We start from the raw sequence: 902 nt of genomic DNA, 5'->3' as shown, positions 1-902 counted from the left end.
AGGGGTCCTTTCAGAAAGCCGGGATCTTGCGGGCGAGGGTCATGCAATGGGCGAGCTGGAGGAACGCGTCGTGCATGTCGTCCCGTGTTTCCCAGCGTGTCCGTAGGCGGCGGGGGCCGTGGAGCCAGGCGATGGCGGCCTCGGCAACCCATCGCACCCGGCCCAGACCCGAGCCATGTGGCTGACCGCGCCGGGCGATCTTCGGGACGATGCCACGCTCGCGCAGACGGCGGCGGTAGATGTCGTGGTCGTAGCCGCGGTCGGCATACAACGTCCGGGGTTTACGCCGAGGCCGGCCCCGCTTGCCCCGCACCAGCGGCACGCCGTCGACCAGCGGCAGGAGCTGCGTGACGTCGTTGCGGTGTCCACCCGTCAACGACACCCGCAGAGGGACACCGTGCGCGTCGGTCAGCACGTGGTGCTTCGAGCCTGGCCGTGCGCGGTCAACCGGACTCGGACCGACTTTTGGGCTGCTTCGCCCCCGCTTGGCCGGCACATGCGAGGCGTCGACGGTGACGCGGGAGAAGTCGAGGCGGTCCGCCGCCCGCAACCGGTCCAGCAGCACCTGCTGGAGTTCCTCCCACACCCCGGCCTCCTGCCATTCTGCCAGCCGCCGCCAGCAGGTAGGCCCGGAACCGAACCCCAACTCCTGCGGCAGATACTCCCACTGGATCCCGGTGTAGAGAACGAACAGCACACCCTGCAGGGTCTTGCGGTCATCGATCCGCTTGCGCCCCGGATGCCGGAACCGCCGCTCATGCTTCGGCAGCAGCGGTTCGATCACCGCCCACAGCTCGTCACTGATCTCCCACGGCTTCCGCCGTGCCACGGGCCACCCCCACAAAGACGGAATCACTTCCATCTCCACCGTGCCACAGGAAGATCATTCTGCAAGGACCCCT

The 902-nt window shown here is 68.2% G+C and carries 1 protein-coding gene; it reads right to left on the bottom strand.

Annotated features, from left to right (window positions below):
• Positions 1 to 10: 10 nt before the first annotated feature.
• Complete coding sequence (locus tag ACYVMZ_RS39365; RefSeq protein ID WP_461088125.1) at positions 11 to 862, bottom strand: IS5 family transposase; 852 nt, start codon at positions 860 to 862, stop codon at positions 11 to 13.
• Positions 863 to 902: the final 40 nt, after the last annotated feature.

This window comes from Streptomyces deserti (genome assembly GCF_054782695.1).
The sequence above is the reverse complement of the archived record's forward strand: the minus strand, read 5'-3'. Positions and strand labels throughout refer to the sequence as shown.

Bases quoted from the DNA above. Each gene is read 5' to 3' on its own strand.
- ACYVMZ_RS39365 (WP_461088125.1), bottom strand. From the start codon at position 862: ATGGAAGTGATTCCGTCTTTGTGGGGGTGGCCCGTGGCACGGCGGAAG.